Consider the following 24,093-nt stretch of genomic DNA (forward strand, 5'->3'; position numbering starts at 1 on the left):
GAGCGCCGCGAGGCGCTCAGGCCGCCGTGCGGCCGGAGCGGAGGTCGCGCGGGCCCAGCCCGTACAGGTCCTCGAGCGCGCGGCGCATGCTGCTGCTCGAGCCGAATCCGGCCCGTTCGGCCAGTTCGGTGGTGCCGAGCTCGTCGAACCGCGCGTCCTGCAGGAGCGAGCGCGCAACGCGTGCGCGCTCGCGCCGGATCTCCCCGGCGACCGAGCTGCCGGCCTCGGCGAACACGCCCTGCAGCCGCCGGAGGGAAATGCTCAGCTCCTCCGCGAGTTCGTTCGGGGTGAGCCGCGTGTCGCCGCTGCGCGCGGCGATCGCGGACAGCGCCCGCGTGCGCAGGCTGTTGCGTGGGCTGCCGCTGCGCTCGTCCGGCCGCTGCCGCGCGAGCACGAGCGTGCCGGCCATGTCGAGCACCTGCCGGTCGATGGTGTGGCTGTCGGCCTCGGTCGCGGGGTCAGGGTTGCGCACGAGGTCGGTGAGGAGGGCCTGCATCGCACGCTCGGTCATGCGCAGCTCGGTGGCGATGCTCACCTGATCGGACAGCAGCGGCACGAAGGGCAGCAGCGCGTCGCGCGGCACACGCGCCACGATGAACCGCCAGTCGGTGGTGAAGCGGACGCGGTGCGGCAGGCCGCTCGGGGCGATCATGAGCGGGCCGCGCGACACACGCCACGCGGTGCCGTCGAGGTATTCGAACTCGCCCTGCTCGACGAAGATGATGTCCATCGTGGGGAAGCCGGGGCGCAGCGGCCGGCGCTCGATCTCGGACGCGGTGCCCCACGCCTCGATGACGAGCAGCGCGCCGAACGCGCGCACGTGCGCGTTCACGCCGTGCGTGCCGCCCACCCCGCGCACGCCGCTCTGCGAGATCTCGCGTGCACCGTACTCGGTGATCGAGCGGGCGGCGAGTCCCTCAACAGCTGGCGCGCTGCGTGCAGTGTTTGCGGCCTCGGACACGCACAAATTCTAGCAGCGAAGGGCCAGGTCAGTCCGAGTTTTCTGGCACCAGAAGCTGGTGACTCGCGAGCTCGCGGTAGAGCGGGGTCGACGCGATCAGTTCCTCGTGCGTTCCCTCGCCGATGACGCGGCCGCCGTCGAGCACGACGATCTTGTCGGAATCGACCACGGTCGACAGCCGGTGCGCGATCACGATGAGGGTGCGCCCGGTCGCCACCGAGTCGAGGGCATCGCGCATGAGGCGCTCGTTGACCCCGTCGAGGCTCGCCGTTGACTCGTCGAGCAGCAGCACGGGCGGTGCGGAGAGCAGGGCTCGCGCGATGGCGAGGCGCTGCTTCTCACCGCCGGAGAGCATGATGCCGCTCTCGCCGACCTGCAGGTCGAGTGCTGCGGCGAGCTCCGCCTGGCTCTGCTCGGCCGGTGCCGCAGCGTTGCCCGAACTCGCAGCTCCGCCCGCGGCGCGGCCGAGCAGCCCGCCGAGGTTGACGGCCTGCAGCACGCGCGCGCACGCCGCATCGCTCGCGTCGGGCGCACCGAGGCGCAGGTTGTCGCGCAGCGTCCCTGCGAGCACCGGCGCGTCCTGCTCGACGTAGCCGAGCTGGGCGCGCAGCTCCGCGCGGTCGAGCACGCGGAGGTCAGCGCCGAAGAGCGAGACGGACCCCTGATCGGGATCGTAGAAGCGCTCGATCAGCCCGAGAATCGTCGACTTGCCCGCGCCAGAGGGGCCGACGAGCGCCACACGCGTGCCGCGCGCCACGTCGAAGTCGACGCCGTGCAGCACCGGGGTCTCGACGATCTCGGCCGGCGGCACATCGCGGTCGCTCCCGCGGCCGCCGCGCACGAGGGCTCGCGCGTCAGCGCGGTCGGGGGCCGCGGAGCGGTAGGTGAAGTGCACATCGTCGAAGCGGATCGCCGGGCCGTCCGCCGCGCTCGCCTGCGCGAGCGGCACGATCCGGCCGAGCGGTGAGCGCTCGGCGTCGTGCGCGGTCTCGGTGGGGAGCGCCGTGATCTCCTGGATGCGCCCGAGCGCGCCGAGGGCCTGGTTCACCGCGGTGATCGCGCCAAACGCCTGGCCGAGCGGCACGACCATGAGGAACAGGAAGATGATGAAGGTGACGAGCTGCGCGATCGTGATGGCGCCGGTCGCGACGCGGTAACCGCCGAGCCCGAGCACCACGAGGAACGAGAGCTGCATCGCGAGAAACGACACGGGGACGATGAACGCCGAAATCTTCGCGACCTTCACCCCGAGCCCGAAGGCCTCCTCGGCGTCGCGCACCGTTGCGCGCTCCTCGCGCGCGGCGGCGCCGGCGGCCCGGATGGTGCGAATCGAGGAAACGGAGCGGTCGACCTGCGCGGCGAGATCGCCGACCTTCTCCTGCGCGCGCGCCACGGCCGGCCTGATGCGGCTGCCGACCACGACGACCACGACGAGCGCGACCACGATCACGCCGAAGGTGATGCCGAACAGAGCTGGGTCGATGACGAGCATGCCGATGAGCGCGCCGATGAAGACGAGGAGGCCGCTGATCGCCTCGACAAAGCCCTGCGTCAGTACCGCGCGGAGCAGCGTGGTGTCGCTGCCGATGCGCGACACCAGATCGCCCGTGCGGCGCTGATCGAACTGCGAGATGGGCAGGTGCAGGATCTTCGCGATGAGCCGCTTGCGGCTGGTGAGTACCACGCCCTCGCCCATGCGCTGCAGCACGTAGTGCTGGAGACCGCTGAGCACCGCGTCGATCACCACGACCGCGCAGAGCGCGACGAGCAGCCAACCGAGCGCCTGGCCGGCCTCAACCCGGGTGATCAGCTGGCCGAGGAGCAGCGGTTGCACGAGCGAAGCGACCGCGCCGATGAGCCCGAGCACGAGCGCGGTCACGAGCAGGCTGCGCTGCTCGAACAGGTACGGGATCAGCTGCTTCAGCGAGGCGCGGGGACCGCGCGCTGGAGCATCGGCTGAGCGTGCGCGGCCGCGCGACGCCTGACGATCCGACGAGGGGGATGCAGAGGGCCCGGACATGCGCTCAACTCTAGCGAGCGTGCCTGGGCGGCGGCCGGGGCGGGCCGCCGCCCAGGGTCAGGGGGCGCTCGCCCCCTCAGTCCCCGCCCCGCCTCCGGCTAGTGCTCGGGAACGAGGCGGAGCGTCGGGCCCTCCTCGCGGATCTGCTTCGCGGTGACCGCGAGGTGCAGCGCGGCCTCCGCGGCCTCCTGCCCCTTCGACTCGGGGGCGCCGGGGCGGCCCGAGCGATCGAGCGCCTGCTGCTGCGTGTCGGTGGTGAGCACCCCGAAGCCGACGGGGCGGCCGGCGTCGAGCTGCACGCGGGTCAGGCCATCGGTGACGGCGGTGCAGACATAGTCGAAGTGCGGCGTCCCGCCGCGGATGATCACGCCGAGGCACACGGCGGCGTCGAAGCCGCCGCCGCCAGCCGCGACCGGCGCGAGCGCGACCTGCGCGGCGAGCGGCAGCTCAAACGCGCCAGCGACCCGGAACAGGGTGTGCTCGGCGCCCGACGCGGTCAGCGTCTCGGCCGCCCCGGCGACGAGCGAGGACATGATCTCCTCGTGCCAGCTGCCTGCGATGATGGCGACGCGCAGTCCGGACGCGTCGACCGTGAGGTTGGGGGCTCCCGCTCCACTCATGGGGTTCCTTCCGATTGGGGTGGGTGTGCGCCGCGCCTAGCCGACCTGCTCGGGCAGCTGGTGGCCCATGCGGTCGCGCTTCGCGTTCAGGTAGCCGACGTTCTGCTCGGTCACGCCGACGAGGAGCGGCACGCGCTCCACGACGTCGATCCCGTGCTCCTCGAGCTGCGCCACCTTGTCCGGGTTGTTGGTGAGGAGGCGCACGTGATCGATGCCGAGGTCGGCGAGGATCTCGGCCGCTGCGGTGTAGTCGCGGCCGTCCGCGGGGAGGCCGAGCTGCAGGTTGGCGTCGAGCGTGTCGACGCCCTGCTCCTGCAGCTGGTACGCGCGCAGCTTGTTGGCGAGTCCGATGCCGCGGCCCTCGTGGCCGCGCAGGTAGATCACGACGCCGCCTCGCTCGTGCACGCGCTGGAGCGCCGCGTCGAGCTGCGGCCCGCACTCGCACTTGAGGGATCCGAACGCCTCGCCGGTGATGCACTCCGAGTGCACGCGCACGAGCGCCTCGCCGCTCGGCATCGCCCCGTCGGGGGTCGGCGCGACGAGCGCGATGTGGTCGATCCCGGCGCGGCGGTCGCGGTACGCGAGCGCCCGGAAGTCGCCGTGCTCGGTGGGCAGCAGCGTGTTCGCGCGCAGGCTGACGCTGCGGCTGCGGGATTCCCCGACCGGTGCACCGGCCGGATCGTGCTCGTTCAGGTACGCGATCAGCTGCTCGATCGTGATGACGAGCACGCCCTCGCGCGCGCCGAGCTCGATGAGCCCGGGCAGGCGCATCATCTCGCCGTCCTCGGCGACGATCTCGGCGATCGCGGCGACCGGGCGGAGGCCGGCGAGCTGCATGAGCTCGACGGCCGCCTCGGTGTGCCCATCGCGGGCGCGCACGCCGCCGTCAACGGCGCGCAGCGGCAGCACGTGGCCGGGCCGGCGCACGTCGCCCGGCTCGGCTGCGGGGTTCGCGAGCGCCTTGAGCGTGGTCATGCGGTCGCTCGCGCTGATGCCGGTGGTGATGCCGGCGGTGGCGTCGACGGTGACCGTGTACGCGGTGCCGCGCGCGTCCTCGTTGCGCTCGACCATCATCGGGAGGTCGAGCTGATCCGCCACCGCGTTGGTCATCGGCGCGCAGAGCAGGCCGGACGACCAGCGCACGGTCCACGCGATCCACTCCTGGCTCGCGAGCTCCGCGGAGATGATGACGTCGCCCTCGTTCTCACGGTTCTCGTTGTCCGCGACGATGACGGGTCGGCCGGCAGCGATCGCGGCGATGGCGTCCTCGATGCTGGCGATGCCTGGCGTGCGCGACGCTGCGGTGTCGGTGGTGCTCATGCGTGTGATCCTTCGGTGATTGGCGAGACGGCAGCGGCCGCTGGGGTCTGTGGGGCTGCGGGCACGACGCCCAGGCGGAGCATGCGCGCGACGTGGCGCGCAAGGATGTCGGTTTCCACGTTGACGCGGTCGCCTGGGGCGAGACCGCCGAGCGTGGTCGCGGCGAGCGTCTCGGGGATGAGCGACACCTCGAACCAGGCGTCGGCTGCCCCCGGGTCCGAGATCGCCGACACCGTGAGCGAGACGCCGGAGAGGGTCACCGATCCCTTGTCGACGAGCAGCGGAGCGAGCTCGGGGGAGAGGCTGAATCGCAGCACCCGCCAGGCCTCGGCCGGCGTGATCGAGCGCAGCTCGGCGGTGCCGTCGACGTGCCCCTGCACGATGTGCCCGCCGAGGCGCGTATCGACCCGCACCGCGCGCTCGAGATTGACCGCGCTGCCGGCCGCGAGCCCCCCGAGCGTCGACATCTTGATGGACTGCGCCATCACGTCGGCGGTGAAGGTGCCGCGCCCATCCGGGGTGGATCCCTGCTCGATCACCGTGAGGCACACGCCCGACACCGCGATCGACGCACCGTGCTCGGCGTCGCTCGTCACGAGCGGGCCAGCGATGGTGAGGCGCAGCGAATCGCCGACGGGGTCGACCGCGACGATCTCCCCGATCTCCTCGATGAGTCCTGTGAACATCAGTTTCCTTCCCCGGCCGGCTGGATGGCGGCCTTGACGAGTAGATCTGCGCCGAGCTGCGCGAGGTGCGTGACGCGGAGGCGCGCGATCCCGGTCATCGACGCGATGCCGAGATCCCCGATCGCGAGGCGCGGCCCGCCGAGCAGCGCGGGTGCGAGGTAGATGAGCACCTCGTCGACGAGCCCGGCGGCGATGAGCGCGCTCGCGACGCGCGGCCCGCCTTCGACGAAGATGTGCTGGATCCCCGCAGCGTGCAGCGTGGCGAGGTCTGCCGCGAGGTCGTCGCCCGAGACGTGGATCGGCGCGGACAGGCCGCGCGCGGCGAGCGCCGGGTGCTGCCGGACGCGCGCGCCGGCCGGGATCTCGCGGTGGCCAACGACCACCGGCACCGGCTGCTCGGCGGCAGGGACGAGCAGGCCGCCGGTCTCCGCGCGGGCGGTGAGTGCCGGATCGTCGGCGAGCAGCGTGCCGGTGCCGACGAGGATCGCGTCTGCCTCCGCACGCCTGCGGTGCACGTCGCCGCGCGCGTCTTCCCCGGTGATCCACTGGCTCGTGCCGTCGGCAGCCGCGGCGCGGCCGTCGAGCGTCTGCGCCCACTTCACGGTGACCCTGGGGCGCGGCAGCGCGCCGGGTGCGGCGCTCGCCGCCGGCGCGTTCGACGCCGCGGCCTGCCGCTCGAGCCACCCGGCGAGCAGGGCGCGCGCCTCGCCGGAGAGTACGCCACCGCGCACCTCGGCCCCGGCCGCGCGCAGCGTCTCAGCGCCGCCGGAGGACGCCTGGCCTGGGTCGCTCAGCGCGTACGCCACGGCGCCGATCCCGGCGTCGGCGAGCGCCTCCGCGCACGGGCCGGTGCGGCCGGTGTGGTTGCACGGCTCGAGCGTGACCACGGCGGTGAGCTCCGGGATCCGGCTCTGCCAGTCCACTGGGAGGTGCGCGAGTGCGTCGACCTCGGCGTGCGGGGTGCCGGCGCCGCGGTGCCAGCCCTCGGCGACGATGCGGCCGTCCGGGGCGAGGAGCACGCAGCCGACGCGCGGATTGGCGTCGAGCGCTGGCCCGCGGGCCGCGATCGCGAGCGCGCGTCGCATTCCCGCCTCGATGAGCTCCTGCTCCAGCATCCGGTCCGCCACTTCCTGCGTACCGGGTGCGCGCGGTGTCGCGGGGTCACCGCGACTGCGCGTTCCTCTCATCCGGACTCGAACGGGTTCTCCCGTCCATCACCGTCGGTCTCGGAGTTTCACCGAATCAACCCCACGGAGTGGGGCTCGCGGACTGTCACCGCCGGTTCGGAATCACACCGACCCCGGAACACGGCACAATCGTACCGTGCCGCACGGGAGCTGACCAGTGGTTCGTTCCGTTGTCCGCCGGTGGCGGAACGCTGGGGTGTTCGGGAATAGCGTTCCGGCCGGCGGGCCGGCGGGCGGTCGGGCGGGCGGGCGATCCGGTCCGCGGGTCACCTGCACCGTTGAGCGTTTCCCAGTGATGGGCATTAGCCTGGTCAGTGAGGACGCCGTTCTGACGCCCCACGTGTCGCGGCCTTCCGTGGCCGCAGGAGGAGAACCGATGCGAGCAGTCACATACGTCAAGAACAACACGGTCGAGGTGCGCGAGAAGCCCACGCCCGAAATCGCGCCGGATCAGGTGCTGCTGCGAGTTGGCGGCGCCGGGGTGTGCCACTCCGACATCTCGATTATCGGCATGGGCGACGACAACCCGCTCATCGGCAGCACGCTCGGGCACGAGGTCGCTGGCACCGTTGAGCAGCTCGGGAGCGACGTCACCGGCTGGGAGGTGGGCCAGCGCGCCATCGTCTCGCTGGTCCTGTCCTGCGGGCAGTGCCGCGAGTGCCTCGCAGGCCGCGACAACCAGTGCGAGGTCGTCTCACCGCGCGGCTCGCTCGCGCCGCTCTCGCCGGGCATCGGCACCCCGGGCGGCATGGCCGACTACATCGCGGTGCGCGCGCACCACCTCGATCCGATCGGGGAGCTCGACCCGGTGGTGGCCGCCCCGCTCGCCGACGCCGCGCTGACGCCCATGCACGCGATCAACACGGTGCGCGATCGCCTCTCCGGCGACGCGACGGTCGTGACGATCGGCCTCGGCGGGCTCGGCCACATGGCGCTCCAGATCCTCGCCGCGACCACGGGCGCGCGCATCATCGCGCTCGACACGGACCCCGACAAGCTCGCGTTCGCCGAGACGCACGGGGCGGATCTCGCCTTGCCGAGCAACGGGGACGCCGCGGCGCGCATCCTCGCGGAAACGGGCGGGGTGGGCGCCGACGTCGTGTTCGACTTCGTCGGCGTGCAGCCCACCGTCGACCTCGCGCTCGCGGTGGTGCGCGGCGGCGGCGCGATCCGCTTCGTCGGCCTCGGCGGGGGCTCGTTCACCTACACGGCGGGCAACAGCGCACTCCCGTGGGGCGTGAACATCGAGCGCGCATACGGCGGCACCCGCGCCGACATGCGTCAGGTCGTCGCGCTCGCGCAGGCCGGCAAGATCGGCGTCGAGGTGGTGCGCTACGGCCTCGACGACGCCGTGCAGGCTTTCGACGATCTGCATCACGGCCGCGTTGCCGGCCGCGCGGTCCTCGTGCCGTAGGAAGCACGCCGACGTGTCGGCCGGTGCGTCAGCCAGCCGACACGCGGCCGCCGACCGCCCGCTCCACCAGCGCGAGCAGGCGGTCGGTGCCGTCGCGCGTGCCGAACGCCGCAGCAGCCGCGGCCATCCTGGCGCGCTCCGCCGGGTCGCCGAGCAGGGGAACCACCCGAGCGGAGACGGCGGCGGCGGTGAACGCTCGGTCGTCGACGAGGCGCGCGCCACCCGCGGCGACGACGCCGCGCGCGTTGAGCGCCTGCTCGCCGTTGCCCACCGCGTACGGCACGTACACGGCGGGGATCCCGAGCGCGCTGAGCTCGCTCACCGTCGCGGAGCCCGAGCGGCACACCACGAGGTCCGCCACCGCGTACGCGAGGTCCATGCGCTCCGCGTACGGCAGCACCACGCGGTCGGGGGAGCCCCCGGGATCCACCTCGTCGGCGCGCGCGTTCCCGGTCACGTGCAGCAGCTGCCAGCCCGCGGCGATCACCTCGGGCCAGGCGGCGACGAACGCATCGTTGATGCGCCGCGCCCCGGCCGAGCCGCCAAACACGAGCAGCACGGGCCGATCCGGATCGAGGCCGAAATGCCGCGCGGCGGCTGCGCGCTCAGCGGCCAGGTCGAGCCCCTCGATCTCCGCGCGGAGCGGCATACCGACGACCTCGGCGCCGCGCAGCTGCGTGTCGGGGAACACCGTCCCTGCGGCGGCAGCGTGCCGCGCGCCCCACACATTCGCGAGGCCTGGGCGGGCGTTCGCCTCGTGCAGCACAAACGGGACGCCCTCGCGCCGCGCGGCGACATACGCGGGCATCGCCGCGTAGCCGCCGAAGCCGAGCACCACGTCGACCTCGCGCTCGCGCAGGAGCTCACGCGAGCGCGCCACCGCGCGGAGGAAGCGGCCGGGGAAGCGCAGCGCCGCAGCGTTCGGCCGGCGGGGAAACGGCACGCGCGGGATCGTCTCAAGCGCATAGCCGCGCTCGGGCACCAGCCGCGCTTCGAGCCCCTCCGCGGTGCCGAGCACCACGATGCCGGCGCCGCGGGTGCGGAGGCGGTCGGCGGTCGCGAGGAGCGGGTTGACGTGCCCAGCGGTGCCGCCGCCTGCGAGCAGATAGGTCGTCATGCGTGCAGCCTATGTGCGCGAAGCTGACCGCGCGCCGCATATCGCGAGCGTATGCAAAACCGCATACGGGGCGGCAACACGGCCGCTGTGAGGCTGGATCGCATGCAGCCAACCGCCTCCGAACTCGTCGTGCACGACGCCGCGATCCGCGCAAACACCGCGACGTTCGCGCAGCTCACCGGCGGCCGCGTGATGGCCGTCCTGAAGGCCGACGCGTTCGGCCACGGCGCGATCGCGCGCTCCGTGCTCGAAGCCGGGGCGTGCTCGATCGGCGTCGCCGCGCTGCCCGAGGCGCTCGCGCTCCGTGCCGACGGCATCGACGCGCCGCTGCTCAGCTGGCTCAACACCCCGGACGCCGACTTCGCGGCGGCGATCGCCGCGCGGATCGAGCTCGCGGTGCCGAGCGCCGCCCACCTGCACGCGATCGGCGCCGTCGCGGTACGACTCGGGGCGCGGGCCAGCGTGCACCTCCACGCCGACGTCGGCATGGCGCGCGATGGCTGCCCGCCGCGCGACTGGTCGGCGCTCTGCACGCTCGCCCGTGAGTACGAGGCGATCGGCGCGATCACCGTCACCGGCATCATGGGGCACCTGTCGTGCGCGGATGACCCCGAGCACCCGCAGAACACCCGCGAGCGCCTCATGTTCGAGAACGCCGCGCGCACCGCCGTGCGGCGCGGCCTCGCCCCGCGCACCCTGCACCTCGCCGCCACCGCCGCGACGCTCACGGGCGCGGTGCCCGGCTTTGACGTATCGCGCATCGGCGCTGGCATCTTCGGCATTGACCCGTCGGGCACGACGCGCGCGCTCCGGCCGGCGCTCACCCTCCGCTCGCGCGTGGTGTCGGCGCGCGAGGTCGACGCGGGAACCGGGGTGGGGTACGGCCTCGACTACGTGGCCGAGCGGCGCACGCACCTCGCCCTCCTCCCCGTCGGTTACGGCGACGGCCTACCACGCGAGGCCTCGGGCCGCGCCGAGGTGCTGGTTCGCGGCAGGAGGCGCCCGATCGCCGGCCGCGTCTCCATGGACATGGTGGTGGTCGACACGGGCGACGAGCTGCTCGACCCCGGCGAATCGGTCACGTTCTTCGGGCCGGGCGAGGCCGGCGAACCGACCGTCGCCGAGTGGGCCGAGTGGTCGCACACCATCGAGCACGAGATCGTGACGCGCCTCGGCAGCCGCGCGTCGCGCATAAGCCGCACGCTCGACACCGGCCCGGCCGCCGGCCCGGCTGCCGGCCCAGCCGCCGGCCGCGCAGCTGCCCAGACCCCAGCGGCCGACACCGTCGCCGCCTAACACTCAGGAGATCACCGCCATGCCGCACCCGTCCACCCCAGCATCGCTTCGCCGCCCGCGCGATGGCCGCACCCGACCGCAGCCCGCGCGCATCGCCGTCATCGGGGGCGGCGCGAACGACGAGCACAGCGTCTCGCTCGCCTCCGCCGCCGCGGTCGCTGGCGCGGTGCGCGAGCTCGAACTCACCGCGGTGCCCCTCACGATTGCGGCGGACGGCTCGTGGCGCGATGAGGCCGGGGCGCCCCTCCCCGCGCACGAGGTGGTGCAGCAGCTCGCCGCGTGCGACGCCGCGTTCCCCGTGCTGCACGGGGTGAACGGCGAGGACGGCACGATCGCCGGCTTCCTGCAGCTGTGCGGGGTGCCCGACGCCGGATCCCCGGTGCGCGCCGGCGCGATCGCCATGGACAAGCAGGCGACGAAGCGCCTCGCGGCGGAGCTCGGGATCGGCGTGGCGCCTGGCGTGCTCGCCGCAGCGCGCGGTGCGGAGCCGACCGACGTGCTCGCCGGCGACGGGGCTGGCGCGCTCACGCCGCCGTTCGTGGTGAAGCCGGCGAGCGGCGGGTCGAGCAACGGCGTCTTCGTTGTGCCGGATCGCGCGGGGCTCGCTGCCGCGGTTGAGCTGGCGCGCGACTTCGGGGAGCCCGTGCTCGTTGAGCAGTACGTGCGCGGGCGCGAGATCGACATTGCGGTGTTCCGCGACCGCACGGGGGAGCTCCGGGTGGGAGCGACGCTCGAGATCGGGGTCGTGCCTGGCGGCGTGTTCGACCGCGCCGAGAAGTACGACGGCAGCGCCGAGTTCACGGTGCCGGCTCCGCTTGACGAGGCCGAGGAGGCGGCGGTGCGGCGCGCGGCGGTGCGGCTGTACGAGGCGCTCGGCTGTCGCGGCGTCGCGCGCTTCGACTTCTTCCTCGCCGACGGTGGGCTCGTGCTGAACGAGGTGAACACGGCCCCGGGCATGACCGAGCAGTCGCAGGTGCCGCGCATGTACGCTGCGCGCGGGCTGAACTACTCGGGCCTGATCGCTGAGCTGATCGCGGCGGCGCTCGCCCGCTAACCCCGCCCGCCCGCGCCCCGCCCCGCCGACATCGCGCGCATCTTTCGAGAACGAGCGCACCTTCGCGGAAATGCGGCACTACTCGAAAGATGCGCGCGATGTCGATGTGGCGGGACCACGCTGGTCTAGGGCGCGAGCTCCGGCGCGCGATGCGTCAGACGCCCACCGACGAGCGTCGCGGCGACGCCCATCGCGGACAGCTGCTCGGGATCGCTGCGCAGCGGATCCCGGTCGAGCAACACGAGGTCGGCGAGATCGCCCACCGCCGGTCGCAGCGCCCCGCGCATGGACGCCGCGAGGGCGACCGCGACCGGGATCCGCTCGGCCGGCGTCCACGGGCTCTCGCCCGGGCGGGAGCGCGTCACCGCGGCCTGGATCCAGCGCCACGGGTCGAGCGGGGCGACTGGCGCGTCCGAGCCGAACACGAGGTGCGCGCCCGACGCGTGGAGCGTCGCAAGGGGGAACGAACGCGCGGCACGCCCCGGCCACTGCAACTCGGTGGCCTCGCGGTCGTCGACGAGGTGCTCGGGCTGCACGCTCGCGGTGATCCCGAGCTCCGCGAAGCGGGCGATGTCCGCCTCGCGGAGCAGCTGGGCGTGCTCCATCCGGCCGCCCCGGCCCAGCGCCGCGTATGCGTCGAGCACCTGGGCGACCGCGCGATCGCCGATGGCGTGCAGGGTGAGATCGAGTTCGGCTGCCGTGGCCCGGCGCATCATCGCGAGGAGGTCGTCGGCCGACACGAGCGAGCGGCCGTGCCCGCCGGTGGGGTAGGGGTCGCAGCACCAGGCCGTGCCCGTGCCGAGCGAACCGTCGGTGATCATCTTGAGCGGGCCCACCGTCAGCAGCCCGGCGCGGCCGAGCGGGTCGCCCGAGCGGTACCCGGCCTCGATCGCGCGGTCGAGCTTGTTCGGGTAGATTCCGGCCTCCACGCGCAGCAGCTCGAACCCCGCCGCCTCGCGGCGCAGCCAGTCGTCGATGCACCACCGCATCTCGAGATCGACGATGCCCACCACGCCACGCGCGGCGGCGGCGCGGCCAGCGCGGGCCACGAGCTCGTCGAGCGCCGCGGGGGCGAGCGAATCGAGCTCGCGGAGCAGGGCGAAGCACTCGTCCTCGACGATGTGCCCATCGCCGGACACGGGCAGCCCGCGCGCGGCGAGCGCCGCGGAGTTCAGCCACACCCCGTGCAGGTCAGCGCCGATCACCAGGAGCGGACGGGCGCCCGCGATCGCGTCGAGCGCCGCACGCGTGATCCCGGCGGTCCACGCACCGGCCCTGGCGCGCACCGCGATGAACTCCGCACCAGGGTGCGCGCCGGGCGCGGCCTCGTCGGCGCGGAGCCCGGCCGCGAGGAGCTCGAGCGCCTCGGCCGCAGACTCGGCCGCGCCGAGGTCGAAACGGCTCGACTGCTGCGCCCACTGGCCGAAGTGCACGTGCTCGTCCCACAGCCCCGAGGTGAGGAAGCGGCCGTCGGCGTCGAGCCCGCCGGGCAGGCGCGCAGCTGCGCCGGCCGGCGCGATCCGCGCGATCCTGCCGTGCTCGATCACGACGTCGACGGGGGCGTCCTGCCCGAGCATGCGGACGGAGCGGAGCTGCGAGATCATGCTCGCTACGGTACCCGGTGGGCGACCGCGCCGTTCACCACCGTGAGCAGCACCTCTGCCTCCGCGAAGCGCTCGGGCGCGGCGCTCAGCGGGTCCTCGCGGAACACGGCGAGGTCTGCGATCGCCCCCGCGGCAACCACCCCATCCTGCGGGCGATCGATCGCGGCCCACGGGCCGCGGGTGATCGCGACGAGGGTCCGCTCGCGGGAGAGCGCCTGGTGCGCGTCGACGGCCGGCGCGTCCGAGCCGTGCCTGCGGCGGGTCACGTTCGCGGCGAACACGCGGCGTGCATCGAACTCCTCGACCGGCCAGTCCGAGCCGAGCGCCACGATCGCGCCAGCGGCGTCGAGATCGGCGATGCGCCAGCCGTTCGCCGCGCGCTCCGAGCCGCGGCCGAGCAGCGTGGTCCACATGTCGCAGCCGTCCGGGCGCTGCGCGAACGCGTGGATCGGCTGCATGCTGGCGGGGACGCCGAGTTCCGCGAAGCGCGGGACGAGGTGGTCGGGAATCGTTTCGATGTGCTCGATCCGGTGGGTGACCCCGCGCGCGTGCTCCGGGATCGAAGCGACGGCGTCGAGCACGAACTCGACGGCCCGATCCCCAATCGCGTGCGTCGCACTCGGCACCCCGTTCTCCGCGAGCGCGTGGATGGTCTGGGTGAACCGCTCACTCGGCACCCAGTAGGGTTCGAGCCCGCCGCCGCGCGTGTCCGCCTCGAACAGCCACGCCGAGCCGTTGTCGATGCTGCCGTCGAGCATGAACTTCACGCCCTCGACCTGCCACCGCCGGCCGCCGACGCCCTGCAGGTCGATCATGCGGCGGAGGGTCTGCGCCCAGGGCTCGGAGGCGCGCCAGAGCGGCGAAACACGCACGCGCACGGGCAACTCGCCCGTCTCCTCGAGCGCACGCAGCACCTCGATGTCGCCCTCCTCCATGTTCATCTGGTGGAGGGAGGTGTATCCGGTTGCGGCGAACTCGGCGAGCTTCTCGCGCACCGCCTCGACGCGCTCCGCGAACGGCATGCGCGGGTAGAGGTCGGTGACGAGCAGCTCGGCGTCGGACTCGATGAGGTAGCCAGTCGGCACGCCGGCGGCGTCGCACTCGATCGACGAGTTGTTGCCGAAGTCGCGCGGGCCATCGATGCCGGCGAGCTCCAGCGCGCGCGGGCTCGCGATCACGGAGTGCCCGTCGAACAGCAGCAGATAGCCGGGGCGCCCGCCGAAGGCGTCGGCGAACGGGGCGTTCGTGATCTCCTCGCCGACGAACAGGTCGAAGGACAGCCCGAAGCCGCGCACCCACTCATCGGGGCCGAGCTCGGCAGCGAAGGAGGCGATGCGCTCGGCCACCTCGGCGATGCTGTCGCAGTCGTGCAGCAGCAGCGCGCGGTGCCGTGACTCGGCCCCCGAGAGCGGGTGCACGTGCGCGTCGACGAAGCCGGCGGTGATGGTCGCGTCGCCGAGCTCGATCACCTCGGCGTCCGTCGTGTCCCAGCCGGCGGCGTCCGCGCGGGTGCCGACGGCGGCGATGCGCCGCCCGCTCACGGCGACCGCCTGCAGCTCGGGCCGGTCGGCGTCCGCGCCGAGGCCCGTGCGCACGCGCCCGCCGAGGAGCACGATGTCGGCGCGGACCTGGCCAGCGCGGAGCTGGGCTGCCGGGGCGTGTGCGGGGTGTGTTCCGTGCGCGCTCATGCGGGCTCCTCGCTCAGCAGGATCGGGTGTTCGTACTCGGCACCGGCCGCGCGGCGCTGACGCTGCACCACCGGATCGGGCACCGGAACCGCGGCGATGAGTCGCTGCGTGTACTCGTGCTGCGGTGCGTGGAGCACGCGCTCGGTGGGGCCGAGCTCGACGAGCTCGCCCTGCTTGAGCACGCCGACGCGGTGCGCGAGCAGCTCGACCACGGCGAGGTCGTGGCTGATGAACAGCGCGGCGAACCCCAGCTCGCGCTGCAGGCCAGCGAAGATGTCGAGCACCTTCGCCTGCACGGAGACGTCGAGCGCGCTCGTCGGCTCGTCAGCGATGACGAGCTCGGGGTGCAGCGCGAGGGCGCGTGCGAGGCCAACGCGCTGGCGCTGGCCGCCCGAGAGTTCGAACGGGTGGCGGTCCGCGTAGGACGCCGGCAGCTCGACCGCGTCGAGCAGCTCGATCGCGCGTGCGCGCTGCTCCCGTTTGCCGCCACCGACGCGGTGGATGCGCATCGGCTCGGTGATGCACTGCTCAACGGTCATGAACGAGTTGAAGGACGCTGCGGGATCCTGGAACACGAAGCCGATCCTGCGGCGCAGCGCGCGCAGCTCGCGGCGCTTCAGCGTGGTCAGCTCGGCGCCGAAGACCTGCAGTGAGCCCGCCCCGATGGTCTCCAGCCCGCCGATCGCGCGGCCGATGGTGGACTTGCCCGATCCGGATTCGCCGACGAGGCCGAGCACCTCGCCGCGCGCGATGGTGAGGTCCACCCCGCGCACCGCGCGCACCGGGTGGGTGCCGAAGCCGCTCGTGTACACGACGTCGACGGCGGAGAGCGCCACCGCGGCGTCCGCTGCACCGGATCCCGCGGCCGGAGCGGTGCCGGATCCCGCGCTGGTGTCAGCGTCCGCCTGCGGCGCGACCGCGGCTGCGGTGAGCCGGCCACCCGCGCCGAGCCGCGGCACCGCGGCGAGCAGCTGCTTCGTGTACTCCTCGCGCGGGTGAGCGAAGAGCTCGGCGACGGGGGCCTCCTCGACGAGGTCGCCGCGGTACATCACCGCGACGCGGTCGGCGAGGTCGGCCACGACACCCATGTTGTGTGTGATGAGCACGATGGAGGCGCCGAACTGGTCGCGGCACTCGCGCAGCAGGTCGAGAATCTCCGCCTGCACGGTGACGTCGAGCGCGGTGGTCGGCTCGTCGGCGATGATGACGCGCGGCCGCAGCGCGAGTGCCATTGCGATGACGATGCGCTGCTTCTGCCCGCCTGAGAACTGGTGCGGGTAGTCGCCGATGCGGCGCTCGGGCTCGGGGATGCCGACGGCGCGCAGCATCTCGATGGCGCGTGCGCGGCGCTCGGCGCGATCCGTCATCCCGTGCGCTCTGAGCCCCTCCTCGAGCTGCCACCCGATCGTGAACACGGGGTTCAGCGCCGTCGAGGGCTCCTGGAAGATCATGGCGGCGCGGTTGCCGCGCAGCTCCTGCAGCTCGGCGTCCGACGCGCTCAGCACGTCGGTTCCCGACAGCATTACGACGCCGGAGCGCCGCGTGTGCGGCGGGAACAGGCCGAGCACTGCGCGCGCGGTGAGCGTCTTGCCGGATCCCGACTCGCCCACAATGGCGAGGATCTCGCCCGGCTCGACGGTGAGCGACACGTCGTTCACCGCGTGGACCGTGCCGTGCGGGGTGTCGATGTTGAGCGTCAGCCGGTCGATCTCGAGCGGGAGCGCTGCGGCGCCCGCCGAGGGCTGGGCGGTGGGTGCGGTCGAGGCGGTCATGCCTGGAACTCCTTCTTCATGCGTCCCGGCGCGAACACGGAGACCATGCGGGCGAAGATCCCCGGCCGTCCGAGCGCGGCGCGCGAGCGCTGGTCGACGAGGTCGCGGAGCCCATCGCCGATGAGGTTGAGTGCGAGGACGGTGATCACGAGGAAGCCGGCCGTGATGAGGATCATCTGCGGCGCCTGCATGATGACCGACTTGCCGTCGTAGAGAATGTTGCCCCAGCTCGCGTGCGGCGCTGGGACGCCGGCCCCGAGGAAGCTCATCGCCGCCTCAGTGATGACGGACTCGGCGAACGTGAAGGTGGCCTGCACCACGAGCACCGACATCACGTTCGGCAGGATGTGGCGCAGCATGATGTGGAACATCCCGCCGCCCTGCATCGTGCTCGCGGTGACGAAGGTCTCGGAGCTCACGGCGAGCGCGCGCGCCCGCACGAGTCGCGCGATTCCCGGCGTGTAGACGATCGCGAGCGCGATCACGAGGTTCGTGACGCTCGGGCCGAGCGCCGCGGCGAGCGCGACGGCGAGCAGGATCGCCGGAATAGCCATGAGCCCGTCGCAGATGCGCATCAGGATCGCGTCGAGGACCGAGTTGAACACGGCCAGGATCCCGATCAGCGTGCCGATGACGCCGCTCACGAGTGCGACGACGAAGCCGACGAGCAGCGACGTCGACGCGCCGGAGATGATGCGCGCGAAGAGGTCGCGCCCGAAGTTGTCGGTGCCGAAGATGTGCTCGGCCGACGGCGGCGTGAGCCGGTTGGCCGGGTCGACGGCGTAGGGGTCGAGGTGCATGAGCGGCGGGAGCACGTACGAGATCACGAAGATCGCGAGGATGATGAGCACCCCCGTCATGAACCCGGTGTTGCTGAGCGCGCGGCGCCACAGGGTGTTGGGTGGCTGCGCCGGCTGCATGGACAGCACCGTGGTGCTGGGGGCAGGGGCATTCTGCTGGCTGGGTGCGGTCATGCGCTCAGGCCTTTCCAACGCGCACCCGCGGGTCGACGATGCCGTAGAGCAGGTCGATGAGCAGGTTCGTGAGCAGGTAGATGAGGGTGATGAAGAGGATGACGCCCTGGATCACCGGGTAGTCGCGCCGCGAGATCGAGGTGACGAGCAACTGCCCGAGCCCGGGGATGTTGAAGATCGTCTCCGTGACCGCCGCCCCGGTGACGAGGCCGCCGAGCGAGAGGCCGACGATGGTGAGGATCGGGAGGCTTGCGTTCTTCAGGGTGTGGCCGAAGAGGAGGCGGCGTTCGGCGACGCCACGCGAGCGTGCGGCGTCGATGTAGTCGGCGTTCAGCACGTCGAGCACCGCGGCGCGCGTGGTGCGCGTGATGAGCGCTGCGGTGATCGCGCCGAGTGCGATTCCCGGCATGAGCAGCGTTTTCAGCCCCTCCCCGAAGTCCTCGAACGGGTTGACGTAGCCGGAGATGGGGAGCCAGCGCAGGGTGAGTCCGAAGAGCAGCATCATGCCGATGGCGAGCACGAAGCTCGGCACCGTCATGCCGAGCAGGGTGAAACCCGTGACCATCTTGTCGAACTTGCCGCCGCGGAAGCGCGCGGCGATGGTGCCGAAGGGGACGGAGAGCAGGATCGCGACGATGATCGCGATGAGGGCGAGCTGAATGGTGGGCACCGCGTTATCGCTGATGGCCTCCACCACGCTCTTGCGGAGGAAGTAGGAGTCGCCGAGGTTGCCGGTGAAGACGCCGCCGACCCACTTCAGGTACTGCATCACGATCGGCTGGTCGAGGCCCATGGTGGCGTGCAGGGCGGCGACCTGCTCGTCGGAGGCCTTCTCGCCGAGGATCCGGCGTGCGGGATCACCCGGCGTGAGGTGGATGAGCGAGAAGATCACCACCGACACCACGAACAGCACGGGGATGAGGCTCAGGAGCCTGCGGAGAATGAATCGAAGCATCGGCGTTCCGGGATCGGTTTCGGGGCGGGGGGGTGGGTGCGTGTGGCCGCGCCAGGCTGGGCGCGGCCACACGAGAGGGGAGGAACGGCTCGGCTAGTTCTTCCAGTGCGCGTTCCACCACGTGAAGTGGCCGTCGAACCAGGCGAGTTCCAGATCCTTGTTGGCGGCGTACACGTTGTGCGCGTCACCGATGCGGCTCATCGGGCGCGTGTCCTCGATCCACTGTTGCATGTCGCTGAAGAGCGCGCTCGCCTCGGCCTGCGTCGGAGCGCCGCGGAAGTCGGCGAGCAGCTGCTGCAGCTCGGGCCCGTCGAAGTAGCCGGCGCGCGTCGGCAGGAAGCCGATCGTCTGCGTGGGGTCAAGCTCGGTGCCGAAGGGGAACACCACGAGATCCCACTCGTCGCGGCGCTCACGGTACTTCTCACTGAATGCGCCCCACTCGTACGCGTCGAGGGTGGCGTCGACGCCCATGCCCTTCAGCTGCTCGACGACCACGACGGCCGAGTTGTAGGCCTCCGAGTAGTCCTTGTTCGCGAGCACGGTCACGGGCTCACCCGTGTACCCGCCGTCGGCGAGCATCTGCTTCGCCTTCGCGACATCGGCCTGGTTGAAATCGGCCTTGCCGACCTCGGTGTCCCAGATCGCCTTCTGGCCGAGGGTCATGTTGTGGTGCACGAGGTCGTACAGGTCCTTCGAACCCACCGCGGCGAGCATGATCGGATCCCGATCGAGCCCCGTGTTGATGGCCTGGCGGTTCTCCACCTTCGAGAACGGGCTCGACGCATCATCGCTGTAGACGAGGTTGATCGGGCCAACCATGTAGGTGTCGAGGGTGAGATTCTCGTCGTCGGCGAACTGGTCGAGGCTGTCGAACGGGAGCTCCGTCGTCGCGTCGTACTGGCCGGACTGCAGGCCGAGGGTGCGGGTCGACGCGTCGGGAACGAAGTTGAAGACCACCTCGGAGAGCGTCGCGTCCTTCGCGCCAGCGCGGCCGCTCGAGGGCGCGTCGACCGACTGGTAGTCGTCCCACTTCTCGATGACGATCTTCTGGTCAGCGTCCCACTCGGTGAGCTGGTACGGGCCGGTGCCCACGATGTCCTCGATCGCCTCGATGGGGCCATCGCCCACCTTGTCGAGCACCTCGGAGGGGAGGATCGCCGGGTAGGCGGTGGACACCTGGGAGAGGTAGAGCAGGTGCAGGAAGCTCGGGGAGGTGACGGTCATCGTGACGGTCGAGTCGTCGACCTTCGTCCACTCGGATCCGGCGAACGCCTCCTGCGCCGCGACGGACACCCGCGTCCAGCGGTTCATCGACGCAACCACATCGTCAGCGTTGAGCTCGCTGCCGTCCTGGAACTTCACGCCCTCGCGGAGGTGGAACGTGTACTCGAGCGCGTCGTCACTGACCTCGTACGATTCCGCGAGCATCGGCTGCACCTGGAGATCCTCGTCGGCGGTGACGAGCGTCTCGAAGATGGGGCCGGTGATCTCGCCCATGATCGAGTCGGTGGAGATCTGCGGGTCGAGGCTCTCGGGCTGCGCCGGCGTGACGAGGTTGACGATGTTCTTCGCCTCGTCGCCACCGCCGGATTCGCCGGACGCGCAGCCGGCGAGCACGAGCGCGCCCACCGCGATGGCCGCGGTCGCGCTGCCCACGCGGCGCAGTGCGCGTGCGCGGCGTGGAAGTGGTGCTGGAGTGAACATGTGTGGCTCCTAGTGAGTCGGATGGGTGGGAGTGATGGAAAGAATGAGCTCGGCGAAACCGCCGGTGGGGAACGCGATGGTGCGCTCGTCCCGGTGCAGCGAGGTCCGGTAGCGCGGCGTGCGATCCTCGGCGCTTTCGCCGCGCGCGGTGCTGTCGGGCGACGCGAGCAGGCGCTGGGCGAGTGCGAGGAGCGGGCGGCTCCCGTCGTCGGCCCAGATGTCGCCAGCCGCGGAGGGCGCGGCGCCCGCGGGATCGAGATCGGGATCGGGATCGAGGCCGAGCCCAGCGGGCTGCGTGCCGCGCACCGTGACGTCGGTGGCGAAGTCGTGTCGGTCGCCCGGCACGAGGTAGCTCCAGCGTGTGCCGAGCACGGAGTCGCCGCGGCCCTCCGCGCCGTCGAGATCGAGGAAGGAGACGCCGCGATCCCCGAGCACCTCGGCAACGCGCGTGGCGCGATCGTAGACGAACGCCGTGTGCTCGTCGACGCCGATGCAGCGCCGCTGCGCGGTGTCGCGCGCGAGGCGAACCGCGCGTGCTGGCCGCCCCCACTCGGAGAAGTGCGAGTCGAGGAGCGCCTCCGTGAACAGGCCGAGCCCGCCCACCGGGTCGTAGCTCAGCGCCTCGCGGCCGTCGATCTCGCGGTCGGTTCCGGGGGCGGCGCCGTGCGCCCACGCGGTGTGGATGTCCGCGCCGCCCGTCACCATGAATGCGCCCTGCTGCACGGCGAGCCCCGCGCTGGTGCCCGCGATGACGCCACCGCGATCCAGCACCTCGCGGATCGCGGTGAGCACCGGCGTCTCGGTGCGGGTGGCAGCGCCCGCCGGATCGTGCGTGAACAGTGCGCGCACGTAGTGGCTCTGGTCCCCGCCGCCCAGGAACACCGCGTCGGCGCTGCGGACGAGCTCGGCGACCTCCGGATCGCTGGCGCGACCCGCGTGGTAGGCGGCGCCAGCGTAGGGCGGCGCGCTGCTCGCGCCGACGGGGATCGGGAGCCCGGTGGCGCCGTGTCGGGTGAACAGCTCGACGTAGTACTGCCCGTCCGCCGCGTCGTTCTCGAGGCTCGGGTCGGCGGAGGCCGCGGCGGAGGGTGCCGGCTCGGACGCGGTCGTGAGGATTGCGATGCGCGGGGCGCCGCTGCCGCGGCGGGCGTCAGCGAGGGCGACGATCCGTGAGAGGATGCCGGCGTGCTCATCGAGCGCGCCGCCGATCAGGACCAGGGTGCCAGCGGGGCGCTGAGACGGGCCGTCGAGCGGGATCGCGGAATCCGCGTGTGGATCAGCTGGAGCGTGCGCGTTCACGGTTTCCCTTTCCGAGGCCTCGTCGATGAAGTGATCGAAATCATTTCACAAATTCACCATTGCTGCAAGAACTGCAACATTCATTTCATAATTTGGCGATTTCGAGATAGTGTTCTCGTGCCGGTGACCATCCCGCAGCGTCTCATCGATGAGCCGCGGCGGGGAGACGTCGCGCAGGCCCTGCCCCGCACCCCACGCTCCGCGCGCACCGCTCGGACGGGATCCCCCAGGTACTTGGAACGAGATCTGCAATGAACACCTCCGTACGTGAGCTCCCCACCACGCTCGCCGCCCGCTTCGCCGACGCCGCGCGCGCCGCCCAGCCGGAGTACGAGCGCGACCTCGCCGAGCTCGTGGCGATCGACTCGGGCTCGGACGACGCCGCCGGCGTGAACCGCGTGGCCGACTGGGTGCAGCGCCGACTCGCTGAGCTCGGGTTCTCGGTCGCACGGCACACCGACCCGAGCGGGGCCTGGGGCGACGCCCTCGTCGCCACGCGGGCCGGCACCGGCGCAAAGCGGATCCTCCTGTTCGCGCACATGGACACCGTCTTCGCCGCCGGGGACGCCGCCGCGCGTCCCTTCCGCGTCGACGAGCGCGGCCACGGACGCGGGCCGGGCGTCACCGACGACAAGGCCGGTGTGATCGCGAGCCTCCACGCCGCGGCGCACCTCAGCGCGCTCGGCGCCGAGACCTACGGCGAGCTCGTGCTCGTCTTCACGCCGGACGAGGAGGTCGGATCGCCGTTCGGCGCCGGCGTGCTGCGCGCCGCCAGTGCGGGGGCTGACGCCGCGCTGTGCATGGAGTGCGCGCGCGAGAACGGCGACCTCGTCACCGCGCGCAAGGGCGTCGCCGACCTCGAGCTCGTCGTGCAGGGCAAAGCCGCGCACTCGGGCATCGAGCCGGAGCGCGGGGCCCACGCCGGGGTCGAGGCCGCGCACCTGACCCTTTTCCTGCAGGGGCTCGCCGATCCCGCGTCCGGGGTGACCGTCAACGTCGGCGTGCTGCGCGCTGGCGAGCGGCTGAACATCGTGCCGGATCACGCCTCGCTGCACGTTGAGGTGCGTGCGACGGTCGCGGCAGACCTCGAGCACACGCTCGCGCAGATCCGCGCACGCGTCGCCGCACCCCGGACGGCGGGGACCACCATCGAGATCGCGAGCATTGAGCACTGCCCGCCCATGGAGGAGAGCGCTGGCGGCGCGGCGCTCGCCGCGCGCGCCGTCGCGATCGCCGGCACGCTGGGCCTCAGCCCCGGCCTCGCGCGCACCGGCGGGGTATCCGACGCGAACCGCATCGCCGCGCGCGGGGTGCCCACCCTCGACGGGCTCGGCCCCGTCGGCGGCGGCGACCACTCCGAAACCGAGTGGCTCGACCTCGCCTCCGTGCCGCAGCGCGTCGCACTCCTCGGCACCCTCATCGCGGACATCGGCGCGGCGTCGGAGATTGTTTGATCCCGCTCGGCTCGATAGGGTTTCGAGGACACGCAGCAACGCGGAGGGAAGAGGAGCGGATGGCCGATCAGTCTGACGCGCAGCCCGACTCCGAGGGAGACTCGCCAGCTGCGCGCATCCGCGAACGGCTGGGGGAGTGCACCCCGGGGGAGCGCAAGGTGGCGCGCGCGCTGCTCGCGGCATACCCCGCGGCCGGCTTCGAGAGCGTCGCCGGCCTCGCTGAGATCGCCGGGGTGAGCGGGGCGACGGTCGTGCGCTTCACCACCAAGCTCGGTTACGGAGGCTTTCCCGACTTCCAGCGCGCACTGCGCGAGGAGCTCGAGCAGCGCAGCGCCTCACCCGCGGCGCTCTACGCGCGCACCAACGCCGACCAGCGGCCCCCGCACCCCGACGACCTCGCCGCGCTCGCCGAGCCCACCGTCGACAACCTGCGCGCCACCTTCGGCGGCCTCGCGGAGCACGACTTTTCGACCACGGTGAGCGCGCTCGCCGATCCGAAGCGCCGGATCTGGTTGGTCGGCGGGCGCTACAGCATGTTCCTCGCCGAGTACTTCGCCGCGAGCCTGCAGCAGCTGCGCGGCGCGGTGCACATGGTGCCGCAGATGGCGAGCGTGCGCGCGGCTGCCGTGGTCGGGTTCGACGCGAAAGACGTGCTCATCGCGTTCGATTTCCGCCGCTACGAGAGCGAGACGCGCCACCTCGTGCAGCACGCGAAGGCGCACAAAGCCACGGTGGTGCTCGTCACCGATAAGTGGGTGTCGCCGTGCGCGAGCGACGCCGACACGGTGCTCACCAGCGTGGCGTCGGAGCGCGGGCCGTTCGACTCGGTCGTGCCGGTGATGGCGCTCATCGAGGCGCTGTTCGAGGCGACGCTGACGCGGATCGGGGCGCCAGCGCGCGAGCGCATGGAGGGCATCGAGCGCACCGCGCAGGAGCTCGAGCTGCTCTAGCGATGTCGCGGGGGCGCG

The 24,093-nt window shown here is 72.3% G+C and carries 19 protein-coding genes and 1 riboswitch; of the genes, 5 read left to right on the forward strand and 14 right to left on the reverse strand.

What is annotated here, in order from left to right:
* Positions 1 to 16 precede the first annotated feature (16 nt).
* From EGM46_RS00105 to ribD, 6 genes are all read right to left on the reverse strand, one after another.
* Positions 17 to 961, reverse strand: a complete 945-nt coding sequence (locus EGM46_RS00105; RefSeq protein WP_125098147.1) for a helix-turn-helix domain-containing protein — start codon at positions 959 to 961, stop codon at positions 17 to 19.
* Between the two features lie 28 nt (positions 962 to 989).
* Entirely contained in the window at positions 990 to 2,981 is a 1,992-nt protein-coding gene (locus EGM46_RS00110; protein WP_125098148.1) for an ABC transporter ATP-binding protein, read from the reverse strand.
* A 98-nt stretch (positions 2,982 to 3,079) separates the two neighbouring features.
* Positions 3,080 to 3,601, reverse strand: a complete 522-nt coding sequence (gene ribH / locus EGM46_RS00115) for a 6,7-dimethyl-8-ribityllumazine synthase (protein WP_125098149.1) — start codon at positions 3,599 to 3,601, stop codon at positions 3,080 to 3,082.
* A gap of 36 nt (positions 3,602 to 3,637) precedes the next feature.
* Complete coding sequence (ribA, locus tag EGM46_RS00120) at positions 3,638 to 4,921, reverse strand: GTP cyclohydrolase II (protein WP_125098150.1); 1,284 nt, start codon at positions 4,919 to 4,921, stop codon at positions 3,638 to 3,640.
* A complete protein-coding gene (locus tag EGM46_RS00125) occupies positions 4,918 to 5,607 on the reverse strand; it encodes a riboflavin synthase (protein ID WP_125098151.1) in 690 nt (229 codons plus the stop codon). The genes ribA and EGM46_RS00125 overlap by 4 nt, the downstream gene beginning before the upstream one ends.
* Positions 5,607 to 6,722: a bifunctional diaminohydroxyphosphoribosylaminopyrimidine deaminase/5-amino-6-(5-phosphoribosylamino)uracil reductase RibD gene (gene ribD / locus EGM46_RS00130; RefSeq protein ID WP_125098152.1), complete on the reverse strand. Its 1,116-nt coding sequence runs from the start codon at positions 6,720 to 6,722 to the stop codon at positions 5,607 to 5,609. The genes EGM46_RS00125 and ribD overlap by 1 nt, the downstream gene beginning before the upstream one ends.
* A gap of 56 nt (positions 6,723 to 6,778) precedes the next feature.
* A riboswitch (FMN riboswitch) is annotated at positions 6,779 to 6,919 on the reverse strand.
* A 251-nt stretch (positions 6,920 to 7,170) separates the two neighbouring features.
* On the opposite strand from ribD, the gene EGM46_RS00135 reads away from it, so the two are divergent.
* A complete protein-coding gene (locus EGM46_RS00135; protein ID WP_125098153.1) occupies positions 7,171 to 8,208 on the forward strand; it encodes an alcohol dehydrogenase catalytic domain-containing protein in 1,038 nt (345 codons plus the stop codon).
* A 28-nt stretch (positions 8,209 to 8,236) separates the two neighbouring features.
* Here the strand turns inward: EGM46_RS00135 and EGM46_RS00140 are convergent, their stop codons facing one another.
* On the reverse strand, positions 8,237 to 9,325 hold the full coding sequence (locus tag EGM46_RS00140) for a UDP-N-acetylglucosamine--N-acetylmuramyl-(pentapeptide) pyrophosphoryl-undecaprenol N-acetylglucosamine transferase (protein ID WP_125098154.1): 1,089 nt from the start codon (positions 9,323 to 9,325) through the stop codon (positions 8,237 to 8,239).
* Between the two features lie 102 nt (positions 9,326 to 9,427).
* On the opposite strand from EGM46_RS00140, the gene alr reads away from it, so the two are divergent.
* Together alr and EGM46_RS00150 are read left to right on the forward strand one after the other, a co-directional pair.
* Positions 9,428 to 10,621 (forward strand): alanine racemase, encoded by a 1,194-nt coding sequence (gene alr / locus EGM46_RS00145; protein WP_125098155.1) that lies wholly within the window; start codon positions 9,428 to 9,430, stop codon positions 10,619 to 10,621.
* Between the two features lie 19 nt (positions 10,622 to 10,640).
* On the forward strand, positions 10,641 to 11,675 hold the full coding sequence (locus EGM46_RS00150) for a D-alanine--D-alanine ligase family protein (RefSeq protein WP_125098156.1): 1,035 nt from the start codon (positions 10,641 to 10,643) through the stop codon (positions 11,673 to 11,675).
* Between the two features lie 125 nt (positions 11,676 to 11,800).
* Here EGM46_RS00150 and EGM46_RS00155 read toward each other — a convergent pair whose 3' ends face one another.
* From EGM46_RS00155 to EGM46_RS00185, 7 genes are all read right to left on the reverse strand, one after another.
* Complete coding sequence (locus EGM46_RS00155; RefSeq protein WP_125098157.1) at positions 11,801 to 13,279, reverse strand: amidohydrolase; 1,479 nt, start codon at positions 13,277 to 13,279, stop codon at positions 11,801 to 11,803.
* Between the two features lie 5 nt (positions 13,280 to 13,284).
* A complete protein-coding gene (locus EGM46_RS00160; RefSeq protein ID WP_125098158.1) occupies positions 13,285 to 14,967 on the reverse strand; it encodes an amidohydrolase in 1,683 nt (560 codons plus the stop codon).
* Positions 14,964 to 16,739, reverse strand: a complete 1,776-nt coding sequence (locus tag EGM46_RS00165; protein ID WP_125098159.1) for a dipeptide ABC transporter ATP-binding protein — start codon at positions 16,737 to 16,739, stop codon at positions 14,964 to 14,966. The genes EGM46_RS00160 and EGM46_RS00165 overlap by 4 nt, the downstream gene beginning before the upstream one ends.
* On the reverse strand, positions 16,736 to 17,713 hold the full coding sequence (locus EGM46_RS00170; protein ID WP_206427452.1) for an ABC transporter permease: 978 nt from the start codon (positions 17,711 to 17,713) through the stop codon (positions 16,736 to 16,738). Before EGM46_RS00170 ends, EGM46_RS00165 begins: the two co-directional genes overlap by 4 nt.
* A gap of 4 nt (positions 17,714 to 17,717) precedes the next feature.
* Positions 17,718 to 18,668 carry an ABC transporter permease gene (locus EGM46_RS00175; protein WP_125098160.1) on the reverse strand — a complete coding sequence of 317 codons (951 nt, stop codon included), beginning with the start codon at positions 18,666 to 18,668 and terminating at the stop codon, positions 17,718 to 17,720.
* Between the two features lie 93 nt (positions 18,669 to 18,761).
* On the reverse strand, positions 18,762 to 20,372 hold the full coding sequence (locus EGM46_RS00180; protein ID WP_125098161.1) for an ABC transporter substrate-binding protein: 1,611 nt from the start codon (positions 20,370 to 20,372) through the stop codon (positions 18,762 to 18,764).
* A gap of 9 nt (positions 20,373 to 20,381) precedes the next feature.
* Positions 20,382 to 21,671: a cyanophycinase gene (locus EGM46_RS00185; protein WP_125098162.1), complete on the reverse strand. Its 1,290-nt coding sequence runs from the start codon at positions 21,669 to 21,671 to the stop codon at positions 20,382 to 20,384.
* 251 nt (positions 21,672 to 21,922) lie between these two features.
* On the opposite strand from EGM46_RS00185, the gene EGM46_RS00190 reads away from it, so the two are divergent.
* Together EGM46_RS00190 and EGM46_RS00195 are read left to right on the forward strand one after the other, a co-directional pair.
* Complete coding sequence (locus tag EGM46_RS00190) at positions 21,923 to 23,125, forward strand: M20 family metallopeptidase (RefSeq protein WP_125098163.1); 1,203 nt, start codon at positions 21,923 to 21,925, stop codon at positions 23,123 to 23,125.
* 59 nt (positions 23,126 to 23,184) lie between these two features.
* Complete coding sequence (locus EGM46_RS00195) at positions 23,185 to 24,075, forward strand: MurR/RpiR family transcriptional regulator (RefSeq protein ID WP_125098164.1); 891 nt, start codon at positions 23,185 to 23,187, stop codon at positions 24,073 to 24,075.
* Positions 24,076 to 24,093: the final 18 nt, after the last annotated feature.

The organism is Leucobacter chromiireducens, assembly GCF_003917135.1.
GTDB lineage: Bacteria > Actinomycetota > Actinomycetes > Actinomycetales > Microbacteriaceae > Leucobacter > Leucobacter chromiireducens_A.

Coding starts and splice junctions, on each gene's coding strand:
- EGM46_RS00110 (WP_125098148.1), bottom strand. CDS start 2,981: ATGTCCGGGCCCTCTGCATCCCCCTCGTCGGATCGTCAGGCGTCGCGC.
- ribH (WP_125098149.1), bottom strand. CDS start 3,601: ATGAGTGGAGCGGGAGCCCCCAACCTCACGGTCGACGCGTCCGGACTG.
- ribA (WP_125098150.1), bottom strand. CDS start 4,921: ATGAGCACCACCGACACCGCAGCGTCGCGCACGCCAGGCATCGCCAGC.
- EGM46_RS00125 (WP_125098151.1), bottom strand. CDS start 5,607: ATGTTCACAGGACTCATCGAGGAGATCGGGGAGATCGTCGCGGTCGAC.
- ribD (WP_125098152.1), bottom strand. CDS start 6,722: ATGCTGGAGCAGGAGCTCATCGAGGCGGGAATGCGACGCGCGCTCGCG.
- EGM46_RS00135 (WP_125098153.1), top strand. CDS start 7,171: ATGCGAGCAGTCACATACGTCAAGAACAACACGGTCGAGGTGCGCGAG.
- EGM46_RS00140 (WP_125098154.1), bottom strand. CDS start 9,325: ATGACGACCTATCTGCTCGCAGGCGGCGGCACCGCTGGGCACGTCAAC.
- alr (WP_125098155.1), top strand. CDS start 9,428: ATGCAGCCAACCGCCTCCGAACTCGTCGTGCACGACGCCGCGATCCGC.
- EGM46_RS00150 (WP_125098156.1), top strand. CDS start 10,641: ATGCCGCACCCGTCCACCCCAGCATCGCTTCGCCGCCCGCGCGATGGC.
- EGM46_RS00155 (WP_125098157.1), bottom strand. CDS start 13,279: ATGATCTCGCAGCTCCGCTCCGTCCGCATGCTCGGGCAGGACGCCCCC.
- EGM46_RS00160 (WP_125098158.1), bottom strand. CDS start 14,967: ATGAGCGCGCACGGAACACACCCCGCACACGCCCCGGCAGCCCAGCTC.
- EGM46_RS00165 (WP_125098159.1), bottom strand. CDS start 16,739: ATGACCGCCTCGACCGCACCCACCGCCCAGCCCTCGGCGGGCGCCGCA.
- EGM46_RS00170 (WP_206427452.1), bottom strand. CDS start 17,713: ATGACCGCACCCAGCCAGCAGAATGCCCCTGCCCCCAGCACCACGGTG.
- EGM46_RS00175 (WP_125098160.1), bottom strand. CDS start 18,668: ATGCTTCGATTCATTCTCCGCAGGCTCCTGAGCCTCATCCCCGTGCTG.
- EGM46_RS00180 (WP_125098161.1), bottom strand. CDS start 20,372: ATGTTCACTCCAGCACCACTTCCACGCCGCGCACGCGCACTGCGCCGC.
- EGM46_RS00190 (WP_125098163.1), top strand. CDS start 21,923: ATGAACACCTCCGTACGTGAGCTCCCCACCACGCTCGCCGCCCGCTTC.
- EGM46_RS00195 (WP_125098164.1), top strand. CDS start 23,185: ATGGCCGATCAGTCTGACGCGCAGCCCGACTCCGAGGGAGACTCGCCA.